This window comes from Pseudomonas caspiana (genome assembly GCF_002158995.1).
GTDB lineage: Bacteria > Pseudomonadota > Gammaproteobacteria > Pseudomonadales > Pseudomonadaceae > Aquipseudomonas > Aquipseudomonas caspiana.
Genome location: NZ_LOHF01000021.1, coordinates 1 through 14,994, shown reverse-complemented (window position 1 = coordinate 14,994; position 14,994 = coordinate 1). Strand labels below are relative to the sequence as shown.

Sequence of the window (14,994 nt, the reverse complement as noted above, 5' to 3'; positions counted from 1 at the left end):
TGATATGTACCCTCGAATCTGTTTGTGGCTGGGCTTGAGCCTGGCTGCCACGACGGCCCACGCCGCGTCCGAAATTGCTCAACTGTATGAATCCAAATTGCCGGAAGGCTCGGCCTGGGTGCGGGTGGTCAACCCAACCGACACCACAATGCAGGTTCGCATTGATCAGGGCACCAGCTTCAATCTTTCTGCCCAGTCAGCACTGGCCAGCCCGTTTCAGGTTGTCGACGGGCGTCAACCGTTGCGTCTGACGGTGAATGGCCGCGAGATCAAAGACCTCAAGGCTCAGGCGAACGCTTTTGTCACCCTGATCCTCGACAGCAACCCCGCCGCTGCACCGCGCGTGGTGATTGATCCGCCGGCACGCGGCAAGGATTTGCGCGCTGAACTCAACGTCTACAACCTGAACAACGCGTGTGACAAGGCCGACATCAAACTGGCCAATGGCTCGACCGTGTTCAGCCAACTGCCGCTCAAGGGTCAGGCGCAGCGCACTATCAATCCAGTGCAAGCGACCCTGATCGCCAGCTGCGGCCAGAGCGTCAGCCTGCCGTTCAAACTCGAACCGTTCAAGGCCGGTGATCGCTACAGCCTGTTCCTGATCGGCTCGGGCCAGACTCCGCGTCTGGTGGGCCTTGTTGATCAGACTGCGCCATGATGGCCCGACTGAACGTGCCCCTCTTCCGACGCCGCCTGCTTATGCCCGCGATGATCACGGCCGTATTGCTGGGGCTCTCCAGCACCACGGTGCAAGCTGCTTCAGCCGTGATCACCGGCAAAGACGGCTGGCTATTCCCTGCGTGGGAAAGCCTCAGCAAAGTCGACAATGCCGGTACCACTCGCAGCATCGCTCTGATCAAGGATGTGCAGCAGCAACTTGAGCGCAACAAGATTGCACTGGTTGTGCTGGTCGTGCCCATGAAAGCGCCGTTTTATGCTCAGCGCTTGCCCGCTGATCAGCCTCTGAAACCAGCCGTTGCGCAGCGCTACGATCAATTGCAGGGTGCGATGAATAAAGCGGGCCTTACCACGCTGGATATCAAACCTATCCTGCAACAAACCGAACACGGTGATCAGACTGCGTTCTACCGGGCCGATTATCACTGGACTGCCTGGAGTGCCGAAAACACTGCTGATGCGACTGCCCGGCTGATCAACCAGCGCTACAAGCTGCAAGGCGAGCCAGGTGGCGGCGCAGTGCTGGGTGAATGGTTCGACAAACGCGCCTTTGGCGACCTGGCGAGCAACTTCCTGCCTGCGGTCAAACGCAAAGCTATCGGCCGCGACATCTATACAGTGCGTCATCAGGTGGAAAAAGACCTGCTGATCGACGATGCTCCGGCGCCGGTACACGTGATCGGCAACAGCTTTGTGCAGCCTTATCTGGGTTTCACTCAAAAGCTGTCCAACGCGCTGGATCGTCCCGTTACGCTGACCTGGAACCCCGGTGATATCGGTCCATGGGCCACCCTGCTGCAATACCTGCAATCACCGGATTTTGCTCAGCAAAAACCTCAAGTCATCGTCTGGCAGTTCAATGAAGGGCAGTTCCATCAAGGTCCTGATGCTTCGGCGAACTGGAACGCCAAAGGCGTGGTGTCGTTGAGCCAGTGGCATCAGCGCATCAAGCAGGCGCTTCCGTGAGGATTATGGGTAGACGTTTAAACCGTGCGACTCTGACCGCTCTGCTGCTTGCAGCCATGATTGGGACAGGGATCGCCATGTTGAGCACGAACGCAGTTAAAGCATTGAAACCCGGAGTCGTCGGGATGGTCTGGCAACCGGACAACGCCACGGTAGGCATCAAGGGCGACTGGCACAAACTGGGTGCTCGCGAATTGTTGGTGCAGTGGACGGTGGTCGACGATCAGGCGTTCATTCCGGGTACGGGCCTGCCTAGCGTACCAGTAATGCCGGACTGGACGCGCATCGGTAAAGAGCCTTGGGCCAAAGACGTCATCGTCGGTCTGGCCGGGTATTTCAGCGAGAATCGCTCACGAGACAATGTCGAGCAATTGGCCAGACTCTCGGAGAAAATTGCCACGCTGTCCTTGCCGTTGAACGTTACGGGGTATTACTTCCCGGCTGAAGTCGATCCAAGCTGGACCAAGGCCAAGGATTTGCCTGCACTACTCGCCAAGCTGCCAAGACCCCTGTGGATCAGCGTTTACGACGGCGCCAACATCGGCCCCGCTGCCACGGCTGACTGGCTCAAGCAGTGGCTGCCGGATGACATCGGTGTGTTCTTTCAGGACGGCGTCGGGGTCTATGCCCGCACCGCTCCGGTGGCCCGTACTTATGCCGATGCCATGCGCGACCGACTGGGCAAGGATCGCGTTCGAATCATCGCCGAAGCCTTCAGGCCGCAATACGGCGGCGGTTTCCGCTCAGCCACCGCAGAAGAACTCAAACCGCAGCTGGCAGCGTATGACGGTTACCCGCTGTACCTGTTTGATGGTCCACATTACGTGACGCCGGAGTTGGTAAAACAGCTGTTGAAGTGAGGCTGGCACGTTTCGGGTAATAAACCCCGAACCTGTAGGAGCGCACGAGCAACGCGAGGCCGCGATGGCATGTTGTCTGACACCCCGCCATCGCGACCTCGCATTGCTCGTATACGCCTACAGCAAGCGTTTCAACCCAATTACAAAATCGACAACGGGTAGTTGATGATCAACCGGTTTTCATCGAACTCGTTGTTGCTGAAGTCCCGCCGCATGGTGGAGTTGCGCCACTTCACGTTGAGTTTTTTCAGGACGCCACTCTGAATGGTGTAGGCCAGCTCAGTTTCGCGTGCCCACTCCTTGCCGTCGTTGGTGGCTGAGGTTCTGACATTGTCGCCACTGATGTAGCGGTTCATCAGGGTCAGGCCGGGTATGCCCAGTGCGGCGAAGTCATAATCGTGGCGTACCTGCCATGAGCGTTCCTCGGCATTGTCAAAGCTAGCGTTGTAGCTGTCGTTAGCCAGGGTGCCGCCACTGGTGCCGTTGACCCGCATCCAGGTGTCGCCACTGACTTTCTGCAAACCGACGTAAAACACATGCGCGCCATACTTGGCAGAGAACAAGCCGGAGTACGTCTTGTTGTCCAGATTACCCGCCAGCTCCCGACCGTCCTCCCCGCCTTTGAAGAAGCCCAGATTCGCACCCAGCGTCCAGTCGCCCAGCGGCTGGCTGTGTAACAACTGCAGGTATTGCTGGTTATAAACGTCTTTCAGTTCCGCGCCCCACAACCCCACCATCGTGCGGTTCTGGTTGAACTTGTACTCGCCGCCGACGAAGTTGAATCGGTCAGAGACACCGCCAGCGAAGTTCATGTCTTCCATGCTGGCGTCGTTACGCGGGCTGTTGCCCTGAAACTGGCCGCCGTAGAGGGTCAGCCCATCGATCTCATTGGAGGTCACTTGCGCGCCTTGGAAGGTCTGCGGCAACGAGCGTCCGTCATCCGAGCGCAAGATCGGCAATACTGGCATCCATTCGCCGACTTTCAACTCGGTCCTGGAGACTCGCACTTTACCCGCCACCGCCAGGCGTCCGAAGTCATCTGCCGGACGGCCGTCGCTGTGACGAGGCAACAGCGCAGTGCCGTAAGTACCGCCACCGCCGTCGAGCTTGACCGACCACATGCCCAGCACATCAACGCCAAAACCCACCACCCCCTGAGTAAAGCCGGACTTGGCATCGAGAATGAAGCTCTGGGTCCACTCCTCCGCCTTGCTCTGCGGGTTGCTGGGGTCAACAAAGTTGCGATTGATGTAGAAGTTGCGCAGCCCAAGGTTGACCTTGGCATCCTCGACAAAACCGGCGGCCAAGGCAGCCCCCGGCGCAATAAGTGACAGGCCCAGCGCCGTCGTGGTGAAGCCAAGAACATTCGCTGCAAGGGTATTTAATTTAGCCATTTTTGTTATCCCCACTTTCAGTTGGACGAACAGCTCCATGCGCGGCCGTAAAGGCCCGCATCAGCAATGGAAAGCGATTAATAGCCGTCACGGGAATCTCGTGACGGAGTTGTTGATAGCGCTAGCCGTGGGTCATGAGTAGCACGGCGAACTTATGACCCATCGGAACAAGACTTACTGCTTGGCACGCACCTTGGCGATTTCGTCGTACATCAATTTCACCAGACTGCCATCGAGTTTTTCCGAGTACTTTTTGATGACCGGCTGAACGCGCTCGCGGAAACGGTCTTTCTCTTCGGCAGAGATATCGTTCACAGCAACGTTTTTCTGCTGTTCCAGATAGCCACGCGCCTTGTCCATGCTGCTCGCGGTCACTTCACGCTGGTACTGCTGGGCCTTAACCGCGGCGTCTTTAACCAGTTTTTTCTCATCATCATTGAGCTTGTTCCAGGTTTTCTGGCCAATGATGAAAGATTGCGGATTGAAGATGTGGCCGGTGGTTGAGATGTACTTTTGCACCTCATAAAACTTGCTGCCCTGGATTACCGTCAGCGGGTTTTCCTGACCGTCGATAACGCCCTGCTCCAGGCCGGTGTAGACCTCCGGAAACGCCATGGCCACCGGGTTGGCGCCCAGCGCATTGAAGGTGTCCAGATAGATCGGCGACTGAATCACGCGGATCTTGAGGCCCTGCATGTCTTCCAGCTTGTTGATCGGATGCTTGCTGTTGGTCACGTTACGGAACCCCAGGTCCCAGTAACCGAGACTGACCAGCCCTTTGCTGTCCAGTTGTGCAGCAAGCTTTTGCCCGACGGGACCATCGATAACGGCGTGTGCCTCTTCGACATTATTGAAGAGGAACGGGAAGTCCAGCATGGCGAAGTCAGGCGCTTGAGCCGCGAGGATGCCGGAGTTGAGCACGGTCAGATCCAGCGTCCCGCCTTGCAACGCCGAGACTGTCACGACGTCACCGCCCAACGTGCCGCCCGGAAACAATTTGACCTTGATCTTGCCGCCGCTGCTCTCGGCCAGCAGGTCGGCGAACTTCTGAGCCCCCTGCCCCTGAGGATGTTCCTGCACGTTCTGGAACGCGAAACGCAGGGTCCGTTCACGAATCTCGGCCGCGTGGCTGGCCATGCTGCCCAGTAAAAGGCCCGTGGCGCAGGCGCCTGCCAGCAGGGTTTTCATCAGTTTTTGCATGTCACTCTCCATATTGTTTTTAGAAGTCGAGTTACGTAAATGCCCACCGACGTCAGCCGGTGAAAAACTTCAGCGGTACAAGCACCAGCGAAGGGAACAACACCAGCAGAAACAGCACAACAAACTGGGCCAGCATGAACGGCCAGACGCCGCGGATGATTTCATCCATGCTGATTTTGGAAACGCCGCACACCACATTCAGCACCGTGCCTACGGGCGGGGTAATCAGGCCGATGGCGCAATTGATCATGAACAGCACGCCGAAATACACCGGATCGATACCGGCCATGACCACAGCGGGCATCAGCACTGGCGTCAGCAGCAAAATAGTCGGGGTCATGTCCATGGCCGTACCGACCAGAATCACCAGCAGCATGATGACCACCAGCAGTATCGTCTGGTTGTCCATGAATGGCTCAAGCACGCCAGCCAGTTGTTCGGGCAGCTCAGCAATGGTTACCAGCCACCCCGAGACCATAGCCGCAGCGACGAGCAGCATGACCACTGACGTGGTTTTCGCCGATGAAAGAATCAGGTCGTACAGCTGGTTGATCTTCAGTTCCTTGTAGATGAACAACGCGACAAAAAGCGAGTACACCGCAGCAACCACCGCCGCCTCGGTCGGCGTAAAAATGCCGAACTTCAGGCCGAAGACAATGATCAGCGGCAAGCCGAGCGCCCATAGGCCTTCGATCAACGCGCGCATGATTTGCCTGGCGCTCTGCTTGGGCGGCGGCTCGATATTTTCCTTGCGGGAAACGAACCACCAGGCCACTGCCAGCGATGCACCGAGCATCAGACCGGGCACGATGCCGGCCAGGAACAGTTTGGAGATCGACACACCCGACGCCACACCAAAGACGATAAAGCCGATGCTCGGCGGAATCACCGGCGCGATAATCCCGCCCGCCGCAATCAGGCCCGCCGAGTGAGCCCGGTTATGCCCGGCGCGAACCATCATCGGCACCAGTAACGCCGCAAGCGCGGCGGCATCGGCCACCGCAGAACCCGACAGCGACGCCAGCAGGCAAGACGCCAGAATGGCCACATACCCCAGACCACCGCGCTTGTGCCCCACCAACGCCATGGCGATGTTGACGATGCGTTTGGACAGACCGCCAGCGTTCATGATTTCGCCGGCCAGCATAAAGAACGGCACCGCCATCAACGGAAAGCTGTCAGCGCCGTTGAGCAGGTTCTGCGCGATGATCTGCGCGTCAAACAGATCGAGTTGCACCATCAATGCAACGCTGACCAGCAGCAAGGCGAACGCGATTGGAATGCCCAGCGCCATGGTGCCAATCAACGAACCGAGAAAGATAACCAGCGTCATGGATGAGTTCTCCCGGTGGTCGATTGCTGATTCTGGATATGTTTGATTTCTTCCGCGGCGTCGCTATCGGTGACCATGACCAACTCGTCATCCGCCAGTTTGCCGGTCAGCACCAGATACAGCTCATAAAGAAGAATCGCCGCAGCACTGGCACCAAACACCAGCCCCGCAGCGTAGAACAGCGCCATGGACAGACCCGATGCAGGCGCGACCACGTCCAGGTTGATGACCGCTTGTTGCCAGCTGCCACTGAATACCAACCAGCAGATGTAGAGCATCAGCACATGGCCGACCACCAGACAGAACCGTTTGCCGCCCGCCGGCAAGCGCCGCACAAGGCTGTCGAAACCCATGTGCGCGCGCTCTTTGAGCGCCACCAATGAACCGAGGAAGATCATCCAGACAAACAGCCAGCGCGACAGCTCTTCCGACACGCTGATACCCGAGTTGAAGGCGTAGCGCAGCACCACATTGCCGAACACCAGGACGAGCATGGCAATCATGCACAGCACGATCAGTAACTTCAGCAGCTTGAAATACAGGCCGACTATTCTTTTCATTATTGTTGCCTCGCAGAGACCCAAAATCCGGCTCGACTAATCTGACTTGGCCCTTACTGGTCCGAATCGTGGTGACGCGCGCGCATGCAAATGCCGCTGGGCATAGCCTGCCGGGTCATTGGTCGGGCACAGGGGAAGGAATCGAGAACGTGCAATTGCGGCCGCATGGGGGTGTCTCCATTGTTTTTATTGTTCCGAGGCACTGCTGGCCAAGGTTTATGACATGGAAAATATACTAACTGGTTAATTCGGTCAATATCCAATAGCACCGATTATTTGCCGCCAAGCCTGAGCCTCTGGCATCTAAAGTCGTTTATATCCTTCGAAACTAGCCCTAATGAAATATAAATTCGCCGAAAACCATCAATAAATCTTTATTGGCAGAGCCATTCCGGGAATTCAAAAGCGTGCGATTATCGATTATTTTTTCAACTCGACCCGAGCAATACGGTCCTATTCCCTCTTCTGCGACAGGTGACACACATGCCCAGCGTTGCTCCGTTTTCAGGCGCCAAGATCGCGCTTCTTTGCGAAGGCATGCTGCTGAGCTATCTGCGCGATGACAAACCTTCTATTCCATGGCCCGGTTTATGGGACCTTCCTGGCGGAGGCCGCGAGGGAAAAGAGACGCCGCTGGAGTGCGCTTTACGCGAGACCTGGGAAGAGTTTGGGTTGACCATCAGCCCCGACACTGTTGTCTGGACCCAAGTGTATCCGGGCCAGGGGATGGGCGGCCTCGATACCTGGTTCTTCGTGGCACAGGTTCCGCCCGCAACCTTCGCCAACATCAGCTTCGGCAATGAAGGCCAGCGCTGGGCGGTTACCACGATAGAGGCTTTTCTGGCGAATACGTCAGCTATTAAGCATTTCCAGCATCGGTTACAGGAATACCTGGAGAGCAACACTCTCTAGTGTTGCCATAAATGACTGGCACGTTGTTCACGCGCTACTAGCGGCTGATCCGACTTGGGAATAACATGCCGTGATTCCATATAGCCAGATATCACCCATGATTATAGCCAGCCTGCGCAGCCACCTGACACTCTGGTTCGCCGGACTGTCGCTGCTCGCCCTGCTGAGCGTGGGTTTCTATGTCGGGCATATCGCTACCGAACAAATCAAACAGGCCAGTGGCAACGCGCTGCTGAGCACCGCCAAGTCAGCCTCTACAATGCTGGGAACCCAGTTGCGTGAGCGTCAACTGGAGATCTTCCTGCTCAGCCGTGAGCCACATCTGGTGCGCGGCAACCTGGATGACCCGGATATCTTGCCCTCGATGGAACTGCGCACCCAGTCCCACTCCGAGTACGCCTGGATGGGGGTTGCTGACACCCAAGGCAAAGTTCGCCAAGCGGTGCAAGGCCTGCTGGTCAATCAATCCGTGCTGGAGCGTCCCTGGTTCAAAGCCGGACTACAGGGACCGTACACCGGCGACCCGCACGAAGCGGTGTTGCTGGCCAAACTCCTGCCTGCCAATGCCAGTGGTGAACTGCTGCGCTTCATCGACTTCGCTGCACCGATACGCACTACCGACGGAACGGTGGTCGGGGTGTTGAGCGCCCATGTGCACTGGAACTGGATGACCCGGATTGTCGAGTCGGCCATTCTGCGTGAAGGCGTGACTGCTGACCTTGAGGTCATGATCATCAATGGCGATGGTGCGGTGCTGTATCCACAACAGATGGTCGGGCAAATGCGCCCCGAACTGCTCGCCGCACAGCAACCCTCCCCTAATCAGAAAGCCGCTGACGCACCAGAATGGTCAGAAGACGCTGACTACCTGTCCAGCATATTGAAGGTGCCGACGCCTCAGTCAGCCAAACTGTCCTGGTACATCGTGGTTCGCCAGCCTCTTGAGACGGCGCTACAGCCTGCGCGGATTCTGCTTTATAAGCTGTTGATACTGGGGGTCGCCGCAGCGCTGGCATTTGGTCTGGTGGCTTATTACCTGGCGCAGTACATGAGCCGCCCCATTGAGCAACTGGCCAAGGCCGCTAAACAGGTTCAAGCAAAACAGCCCGGCGCCGACTTTCCACAGGTGCATTCGGTACGGGAGATCGCCCAGCTAGGCCAGTCCATCCAGAGCATGACCGAGTCGTTGCTGGACAAGGAACGCGAACTGCAGGACACCAATGCGTCCCTTGAAGCGACTGTCGAGCAGCGGACCGCCGCCCTCACCCAAGCCAATGCCGACCTGTTGAAAATGGCGACCCATGACGCTTTGACCGGGGTCTACAACCGCCGCCGTTTCGATGAAAAGCTCGCCGAATGCAATCAACTGTTTGAGCGTTCCGGTCGACCCTTCGCCCTGTTGTTCATTGATGCTGACCACTTCAAACACGTCAACGACACCTACGGCCATGCCACCGGCGACGACGTGCTGCACCAACTGGCTCAGTTGATTCAGGAAAACGTCCGCTCCACTGACTTTGTGGCTCGCTATGGCGGTGAAGAGTTCGCCGTTCTGTTGCTGGAGCCAGAAGGCGCGGAAAGCCCGGAAGTTGTTGCCGAGCGGATTCGCAAAGCCGTTGCCGATGCGACCTTTGATCTGGTTGGGCAAGTGACCGTGAGCATCGGTATTGGCCTGGCCGACTCCGCAGATGCCAATACAACTGCACTGATAAAACGCGCTGATCAACAGCTGTACTACGCAAAGGCATCAGGCCGTAACCGTGTAGCAAGCAAGATTACCGTGCAGATATAAGAACATCGATCAGACCGATGAATGTGCGTGATCGGGCCTCTTTGCAGTATGGGGCGACAGGTCAGGTTAAAGCTTTGCCGTCTGCGGTCGACGATTACCTATCAAAGAATAAATAAATACCTCTAGGAGCAGCGGCATGCGGATGTTCAAGGCATTGTATGAATCCATCGAAATGCAGTTTTTCGATTCGCTGACTAAAAAGCTCTCAAGCCTTTTTCTGCTGGTTGCCGTCAGTGCGTTGCTGTACTGGATCGCCTTGAGCATTCGTGCCGACATCGTTCAGCAATTGCGTGGCGCACAACTGGATACTGCCCTGCTCGGCCAGATTGAAGGCAGCCTGAACGGGCTTAGCAACGCCATTTTGTTCAGCACGCTGTTTACGCTGTTCATGGTCAGCTTTCTGGTCTGGTATTTTCGCCATCTGATCGTTCGCCCGGTTACGCACATGACCAACGCCCTGGCGGAGATTGCCAATGGTGAAGGCGACCTGTCCAAAGACTTGCCGTTACTGACCCACGACGAGATCCGCGTACTGGCCAGCACCTGCAACCGGTTTCTGGGTAAACAACGGGAAATCATCAGCAACGTACAAGCCCTGACCGTGCACATCGCTGTTGAATCGGCACGCTCCCTGAAGAACATCAGCGACTCCAGCGACAGCGCCACCCATCAGGCACGCTTCGCCAAGGAAGTGATGGACCAGAGCAATATGGCCGTGGGTAACATTCAAGAGGTTTCCCAGCAAACCCAAGGCATTTCCAGCACCACCGCGCAAAACCTGAGCATGGCACGCGACTCCTATGCCGAGCTTCTGGAAGTGACCGGCAACATCAGCGAAATCTCCTCCAGCCTCAACGAATTCGGCACGCTGGTCTCGGCGCTCAATCAGCGCTCGTCGAGCATCAAATCCATCGTGGGTCTGATCCAGCAGATTTCCTCGCAAACCAACCTGCTGGCGCTCAATGCTGCCATCGAAGCGGCGCGCGCCGGGGAAAGCGGCCGAGGCTTCGCGGTGGTGGCTGACGAAGTCCGCACGCTGGCGCAGAACGTCAGCAAGGCCACCGACGACATTTCACAAAACATCGATGCGATGCTCAGGGAAGTCAGCTCTACTCACGAGCAGACCACGCAAATCAGCCACAGCGCACGTGAAACGCAAAAAGTCGTCGAGCGCGCTTCCGGCCACTTCGAAAGCATGATCGGCGACTTTGAGTCCACCAATGGCAAGCTCGCCGACATTGCCGAACACATCCTGCAGTTCGCTGAAAGCAACAACGGCATCAACGATCGGGTCACCCAGATTTATGCCGACAGCCAGTCCATTGATCAGCGCATGCAGCACTCGGCAACTGCGACCCGCGACCTCTCAGGAGTCGCCGAGCGCGTGCAAACCATGCTTGGCAAGTTTGTCCTGGGGCATGGCGCGCTGGACGCAGCCATTACCCGCGCCAGCCACTGCCGCGACATTCTGCAGGAGCGCCTCGCCGAACTGCACCGCAGCGGACTGAATCTGTTCGATCAAAATTACAAACTGATCCCCGGTACCGACCCCAAACAGTACCTGACCAGCTACACCGAACGCTTCGCCCAGGTCTGCCAGGAAGAATGCGACAAGCTGACCAAGGGTACAAAAGGCGGCAAGGTATCGTTTATCGTCGACAGCAAAGGCTATTGCCCGGTGAACAACAGCTGGGTATCGAAACAACCGACCGGCGATCGCGCGATCGACCTGCCGGTGTGCCGCAACAAACGCATGTTCTCCGACCCGATCGGCCTGCGCGCGGCGGGCAACACGCAGCGTTTCCTGCTCCAGACTTACCTGCGCGACACCGGTGAAATCATGACCGAGATCGATGTGCCGTTCTTCTTCGACGGTCGCCATTGGGGCAACCTGCGGATGGGCTTTGATGCGGCGGTGTTGTTGGCAGAGTGATTGAAGGGCTGCAGGCTAACCAAATTGCCTGAAACCCAGATATTGATGTTGTAGGAGCTGCCGAAGGCTGCGATCGCGGCGTAATCAGGAGAAATGCTTCGCAGCCTTCGGCAGCTCCTACAGAAAATGCAATTCAATCCCCAGGCCAATCTCGGCTCTCACAATGACATTTCAAATTGTCAGAGGCACCTTGCCCGGTGTGAATGCTAAAACCTGACGAATGAGAACAATTCCGTTACCCTGTGCGCACTTTTTTACGGCGGATATGTCGTGCTGCCTGCGGCCGATTCGTCCTCACCTCTCGGTATGGGTAATTCAATGCGCCTGTTCAAACATCTCGCAGCCGGTGTCAGCCTGCTGCTAGCCGGTCAGACCCTGGCCTTCGCAACCACCTATCCAGTCACTGTCACCGACGTTGCCAACCGCCAGGTTGAAATCCCCGCCGAACCCAAACGCATCGTTCTGCAGGACGGCCGTGACCTGTTCACCCTCGCCCTGCTGGACCGCGCCGATCCGTTCCAGCGTATCGTTGCGTGGAACAACATCATCAAGCGCTCCGATCCCAACACCTGGAAAGTCTTCGAGAACCAGTGGCCGAAAACCGCCAATCAGGCCACCGACATGAAGTTCGGTGACGACGGTGATCTCAACCTTGAAGCAGTCGTCGCAGCCCGCCCGGACCTGTTGGTGTTCCAGACCCGCGCCCGTGCTTCGCTGGAAAACGCAGGCGTAGCGCAGAAGCTGGCCGCACTGAAGATTCCCGTCCTGTTCGTCGACAGCGACCTGGAGCCGGTGGTCAATAGCCAGAAGACTGTGACCTTGCTCGGTCAGGTACTGAACCGCGAAGAAGAAGCCAAAGCCTATATCGATTTCTACAAATCCCGACTGGCAAAAGTTGAAGCCATTACCAAAGAGCGCAACAAAAAGCCTTTGGTATTCGTTGAAGCCAAAGCGGGCCAGGGCGGCGCATCCGCCTGCTGCTTCACCCATGGCGATGTGTACTGGGGCAAGCTGGTACAGGCTGCCGGCGGGGTGAACCTGGGTTCGCAACTGCTGCCGGGCGCAACTGGCGATGTCACGCTGGAAACCGTACTGGGCAAGCAACCTGATGTGTATGTCATGACCGGCACCCAGTTCCCGGGCAACACATCGGTTTCGCCACCATTTGGCTTCGGTGAAAGTGTCAAGCTTGACGCCATCCAGCGCCAGTTGAAGCTGCTGGAACAACGCCCTGGTTTTGCTCAGCTCAGGGCCAGCCAGAACGGTCGCGTCTACGGCGTTTACCACCAGTTTTACGCCAGCAGCTGGAACATTCTGGCGGTAGAAAACCTGAGTCAGGCTTTCTACCCGGACAGCGCCAAACAGCTCGACGCCGATGCCAGCCTCAAGGCGCTGTTCGCCCTGACCGGCATCAAGGCAGTACCTGCAATTCTGTACGCGCCTGCACCAGCGACCGGTAAATGACCCGCAACCATGACGACCTCTATCGGTAACGCTTCATCTGACGCCAGCAGCTATCAGACTCGCTACACCCACACCGTGTGGAAACGCACGGTCTTGCTGATCAGCCTCCTGGTGATCGCGGTGGTGGCTTTCATTGCCGACCTGATCGTCGGCTCGGGGACACTAACGTTTGGCCAGGCCATGAGCGGGTTGTTGCAGCCCGACAGCGTCGACGCCAGCACGCGAGTCATCCTGTGGGAGCTGCGCATGCCCATGACGCTGATGGCGGTGCTCGCGGGCACCTGTCTGGCGCTGGCCGGGTTGATGATGCAGACGGTACTCGATAATCCGCTGGCCGAACCTTTCACGCTGGGGATCTCCTCGGCAGCAGGGTTTGGCGCGTCACTGGCGCTGGCATTCAACTTTTCCCTGGGCAATGCCTTGCCGGGGTTTGGTGCCGACCTGCTGGTGACGGGCAATGCCTTTCTGTTTTCTTTGCTGACGGTGGGCATCATCCTCCTGCTGACCCGCGGCCATGTCGGCTTGCAAGCGATCACCCTGCTGGGCATCGCCGTGCACTTCGTGTTTAGCTCGCTGCTGGGTCTGGTGCAATACGTGGCCAGTGTCGACCAGTTGCAAAGCATTGTGTTCTGGCTGATGGGTTCGCTGTTGCATGCGACCTGGAACAAGGTCACGCTGTGCGCGATCATCGCGGCGATTGCGATTCCCGTGGTGCTGGTTCAAGCCTGGGCACTGACGGCATTGCGCAGCTTCGGCGAACAGGCGGCGGTGTTAGGCATTCCGGTGCGCCGTATACGCACCGTGATGCTGATGCTGGCGGCCTTGCTCGCTGGTGCTGTGACGTCGGTGGTCGGCATCATCGGCTTTGTCGGTCTGGTAGCGCCTCATGTTGCTCGCCTGCTGGTGGGTGAAGATCAACGCTTCACCATCGGCGTGACGATTGCCTGCGGGATCATCTTCGTCACCCTCGCCTCGCTGGCCAGCAAGTTGATCGTGCCGGGCGCCGTGCTACCCATCGGCATGGTGACCTCGCTCATCGGTTTGCCGTTCTTCATCATTCTTATCCTGCGCGACCGGAGACTGACATCCCGATGAGCTTCGCTACTGCTGACTATCGCGTCACGATCCACGGCAGGACCATCCTCGACGGGCTCGCCGTAAAAGCCGAAGCAGGTCGTACGCTGGCACTGCTGGGTGCCAACGGCGCCGGCAAATCAACGTTCATGAAAGGCCTGTGCGGGCTGACCAAGGCTCACGGTTCAGCCACCATCGACGGTATCGACCTGCTGAGTTCATCTCCCGCGATCCGGGCTAAATTGATCGGCTATGTCGCTCAGGATCTGGCGCACCTGGACGTGAGACTGTCCACCTACGAACTGCTGTTGCTCGCTCAGCACGGCAGCGCACGCGGTTGGGCAACTGGCAAGGATGCCCAGCGCAAGGCCAGTGAAATGCTCGAACTGCTCGGTTTGCAGCGTTTTGCCGAATGTCAGCCGGGGCAGTTATCCGGTGGTGAGCGACAGATGATTTCCCTGGCACTGGCACTGGTGCGCAGCCCGCGCCTGTTGTTGCTCGACGAGCCGACTTCGGCACTGGATCTGGCCAATCAATTGCAGATTCTTGATGCGGTCAGCGCCTATACCCGCAAGGAAAACATCGTCACGCTGGCGATCTTCCACGACATGAATCTGGCCAGCCGTTATGCCGACGACACGCTGATGCTGCATCACGGCCACGTGCACTGCAGCGGCCCGACGCGCAACACATTGACTCCGGAAAACCTTGCCCACGTTTACGGCGTGGATTGCCGGGCGATCAGTGTCGACGACGGGGCGTTTACGGCGATTTATCCGGTGTCTGTGCTTAAAGCGGCGAGCTGACATACAACTCTGCATCTGTTGG

At 57.6% G+C, this 14,994-nt stretch carries 13 protein-coding genes; 9 read left to right on the top strand and 4 right to left on the bottom strand.

Annotated elements, in window-relative coordinates:
- Positions 1 to 4 precede the first annotated feature (4 nt).
- Genes AUC60_RS20865 through AUC60_RS20855 form a run of 3 tightly spaced genes read left to right on the top strand, consistent with a single transcriptional unit; the run spans position 5 to position 2,504 of the window.
- Positions 5 to 658 (top strand): alginate O-acetyltransferase AlgF, encoded by a 654-nt coding sequence (locus tag AUC60_RS20865; protein ID WP_087272083.1) that lies wholly within the window; start codon positions 5 to 7, stop codon positions 656 to 658.
- A gap of 41 nt (positions 659 to 699) precedes the next feature.
- A complete protein-coding gene (locus AUC60_RS20860; protein ID WP_238599611.1) occupies positions 700 to 1,644 on the top strand; it encodes an alginate O-acetyltransferase AlgX-related protein in 945 nt (314 codons plus the stop codon).
- Complete coding sequence (locus tag AUC60_RS20855; RefSeq protein ID WP_405624442.1) at positions 1,641 to 2,504, top strand: alpha-amylase family protein; 864 nt, start codon at positions 1,641 to 1,643, stop codon at positions 2,502 to 2,504. Before AUC60_RS20860 ends, AUC60_RS20855 begins: the two co-directional genes overlap by 4 nt.
- Before the next feature lie 140 nt (positions 2,505 to 2,644).
- Here the strand turns inward: AUC60_RS20855 and AUC60_RS20850 are convergent, their stop codons facing one another.
- From AUC60_RS20850 to AUC60_RS20835, 4 genes are all read right to left on the bottom strand, one after another.
- On the bottom strand, positions 2,645 to 3,898 hold the full coding sequence (locus tag AUC60_RS20850; RefSeq protein ID WP_087272078.1) for an OprD family porin: 1,254 nt from the start codon (positions 3,896 to 3,898) through the stop codon (positions 2,645 to 2,647).
- A gap of 174 nt (positions 3,899 to 4,072) precedes the next feature.
- Positions 4,073 to 5,098 (bottom strand): TRAP transporter substrate-binding protein, encoded by a 1,026-nt coding sequence (locus tag AUC60_RS20845; protein WP_087272075.1) that lies wholly within the window; start codon positions 5,096 to 5,098, stop codon positions 4,073 to 4,075.
- A 52-nt stretch (positions 5,099 to 5,150) separates the two neighbouring features.
- Positions 5,151 to 6,431, bottom strand: a complete 1,281-nt coding sequence (locus tag AUC60_RS20840; protein ID WP_087272072.1) for a TRAP transporter large permease subunit — start codon at positions 6,429 to 6,431, stop codon at positions 5,151 to 5,153.
- A complete protein-coding gene (locus AUC60_RS20835) occupies positions 6,428 to 6,991 on the bottom strand; it encodes a TRAP transporter small permease (protein ID WP_087272069.1) in 564 nt (187 codons plus the stop codon). Before AUC60_RS20835 ends, AUC60_RS20840 begins: the two co-directional genes overlap by 4 nt.
- Before the next feature lie 483 nt (positions 6,992 to 7,474).
- On the opposite strand from AUC60_RS20835, the gene AUC60_RS20830 reads away from it, so the two are divergent.
- The 6 genes from AUC60_RS20830 to AUC60_RS20805 all read left to right on the top strand — a co-directional run bounded on the left by AUC60_RS20830 (position 7,475) and on the right by AUC60_RS20805 (position 14,972).
- Positions 7,475 to 7,903 (top strand): NUDIX hydrolase, encoded by a 429-nt coding sequence (locus AUC60_RS20830; RefSeq protein WP_087272066.1) that lies wholly within the window; start codon positions 7,475 to 7,477, stop codon positions 7,901 to 7,903.
- 97 nt (positions 7,904 to 8,000) lie between these two features.
- Positions 8,001 to 9,695, top strand: coding sequence for a sensor domain-containing diguanylate cyclase (locus tag AUC60_RS20825; protein ID WP_087272063.1), 1,695 nt, complete (start codon positions 8,001 to 8,003; stop codon positions 9,693 to 9,695).
- Between the two features lie 136 nt (positions 9,696 to 9,831).
- A complete protein-coding gene (locus tag AUC60_RS20820; RefSeq protein ID WP_087272060.1) occupies positions 9,832 to 11,628 on the top strand; it encodes a methyl-accepting chemotaxis protein in 1,797 nt (598 codons plus the stop codon).
- Between the two features lie 318 nt (positions 11,629 to 11,946).
- A complete protein-coding gene (locus tag AUC60_RS20815; protein WP_087272057.1) occupies positions 11,947 to 13,092 on the top strand; it encodes an ABC transporter substrate-binding protein in 1,146 nt (381 codons plus the stop codon).
- Positions 13,093 to 13,101: 9 nt separating this feature from the next.
- Positions 13,102 to 14,187: a FecCD family ABC transporter permease gene (locus tag AUC60_RS20810; RefSeq protein ID WP_087272054.1), complete on the top strand. Its 1,086-nt coding sequence runs from the start codon at positions 13,102 to 13,104 to the stop codon at positions 14,185 to 14,187.
- Positions 14,184 to 14,972, top strand: a complete 789-nt coding sequence (locus tag AUC60_RS20805; RefSeq protein ID WP_087272051.1) for an ABC transporter ATP-binding protein — start codon at positions 14,184 to 14,186, stop codon at positions 14,970 to 14,972. The genes AUC60_RS20810 and AUC60_RS20805 overlap by 4 nt, the downstream gene beginning before the upstream one ends.
- The last annotated feature ends 22 nt before the right edge of the window (positions 14,973 to 14,994 follow it).

Excerpts from the sequence above, each read along its gene's own strand:
- AUC60_RS20820 (WP_087272060.1), top strand. The coding sequence starts at position 9,832 with ATGCGGATGTTCAAGGCATTGTATGAATCCATCGAAATGCAGTTTTTC.
- AUC60_RS20825 (WP_087272063.1), top strand. The coding sequence starts at position 8,001 with ATGATTATAGCCAGCCTGCGCAGCCACCTGACACTCTGGTTCGCCGGA.
- AUC60_RS20805 (WP_087272051.1), top strand. The coding sequence starts at position 14,184 with ATGAGCTTCGCTACTGCTGACTATCGCGTCACGATCCACGGCAGGACC.
- AUC60_RS20810 (WP_087272054.1), top strand. The coding sequence starts at position 13,102 with ATGACGACCTCTATCGGTAACGCTTCATCTGACGCCAGCAGCTATCAG.
- AUC60_RS20815 (WP_087272057.1), top strand. The coding sequence starts at position 11,947 with ATGCGCCTGTTCAAACATCTCGCAGCCGGTGTCAGCCTGCTGCTAGCC.
- AUC60_RS20845 (WP_087272075.1), bottom strand. The coding sequence starts at position 5,098 with ATGCAAAAACTGATGAAAACCCTGCTGGCAGGCGCCTGCGCCACGGGC.
- AUC60_RS20860 (WP_238599611.1), top strand. The coding sequence starts at position 700 with ATGCCCGCGATGATCACGGCCGTATTGCTGGGGCTCTCCAGCACCACG.
- AUC60_RS20840 (WP_087272072.1), bottom strand. The coding sequence starts at position 6,431 with ATGACGCTGGTTATCTTTCTCGGTTCGTTGATTGGCACCATGGCGCTG.
- AUC60_RS20865 (WP_087272083.1), top strand. The coding sequence starts at position 5 with ATGTACCCTCGAATCTGTTTGTGGCTGGGCTTGAGCCTGGCTGCCACG.
- AUC60_RS20835 (WP_087272069.1), bottom strand. The coding sequence starts at position 6,991 with ATGAAAAGAATAGTCGGCCTGTATTTCAAGCTGCTGAAGTTACTGATC.
- AUC60_RS20830 (WP_087272066.1), top strand. The coding sequence starts at position 7,475 with ATGCCCAGCGTTGCTCCGTTTTCAGGCGCCAAGATCGCGCTTCTTTGC.
- AUC60_RS20850 (WP_087272078.1), bottom strand. The coding sequence starts at position 3,898 with ATGGCTAAATTAAATACCCTTGCAGCGAATGTTCTTGGCTTCACCACG.